General features: G+C 59.6%; 1 protein-coding gene. It reads right to left on the bottom strand.

The genetic code is table 11. From position 1 onward, the window contains the following. Positions 1–61: 61 nt before the first annotated feature. A complete protein-coding gene (locus E1297_RS01560) occupies positions 62–1,027 on the bottom strand; it encodes a hypothetical protein (protein WP_155133032.1) in 966 nt (321 codons plus the stop codon). Between the last annotated feature and the right edge of the window lie 88 nt (positions 1,028–1,115).

Here is a 1,115-nt window from a genome sequence, read left to right as displayed (position 1 = left end):
CCCGATGAAGCATCAATTGGGCGGATGGTTGCTTGAGGCGCCATCCCGAGAATCCCCTCTTTCAGGGCGGGAAAGACGTTAACTCGAACCCGCCTCCCGTCTCGAACCCGTTCGCAATTTCTTCTAAGACGCTCGAGTTCTCCGGTGACAGCTTTCCGGAGGACAGGATACTCCCCAGGAGATCCATCACCCAAGGCACTCGGGCACCCTTTACGGTTAATGACTCGACCTTGACTTCGGAAAGAGATTCCTCCGCCTTTCGTTTCGCTTCCGCGATCTTTTCCTCGTCCCGAAGGATGACTGGGTTGTTCAGGTCGTCCCACGCCCATAGAACCTGATCATTGAGATCCTTAACCTCAAGCGCGAACCCAGCGCCGCCCGATCCCTCGTGAGCGGCGGCGAGGATCAGCCTCGCCCGGCCGCCGTAGTTCGAGAGGCCCCAGTCGAGGTCTCCGGAAAGATGTTCGTAAGGCGCACCCTCGCTTCCGATGCCGCCGACGAAATGGGCCCGCAATTCACCCGGAACCGCGAGGGACGACACCCAGTTCTGCGCATTTATGGTCAGCTCGTTGAGATCAACGCGCCACCCAGCAAAGGAGGAGACCAGGCCGCTTGCCCGAAGTTCCGAGAAGGAGGCGGTCGGACGGAAGCTGTCGATGTCCTTGATGTGGAGATCATCGCTTCGAAATTCCCCCAATCCCATGGCGAAGCCCGGTACCGTCACGGCAAAGCCGTCGATCTCGAGTCCGTCCGTCCGGAGCCATCTGTCATCCGGCCTCAGATTCTCGAAGCGAATGCGCTGCATGGACAGCGCTCCGCCCTGCGGCCAGACGGCGTTCACGCCGCCGACCTCAAACCATCCGTCACCCCAGTTCAGCGTCGCGTAGGTGACATCGGTGAAACCTACGGACTCTACGTACGCGATCAACTCGTCCGTCGCGAACGTTGCTCTTTCCGAAGGGGGCTGGGCAGTTGCGTTCGTTGCGTGAACGGCGACGACGGCGGCCAGCAAAAGCGTCTTGGTCATATTCAATTCCTCGAATGAATTTATTAAGCCCCGCCGTAAAACCCGGTCCTTCAGGTCAGGGATACAAGGCGCTCCCGCGCAAGCGGGA

This window comes from Roseibium sp. RKSG952 (assembly GCF_009711355.1).
This window is presented reverse-complemented; position numbering and strand designations above follow the sequence as displayed.

Bases quoted from the DNA above. Each gene is read 5' to 3' on its own strand.
- E1297_RS01560 (WP_155133032.1), bottom strand. From the start codon at position 1,027: ATGACCAAGACGCTTTTGCTGGCCGCCGTCGTCGCCGTTCACGCAACG.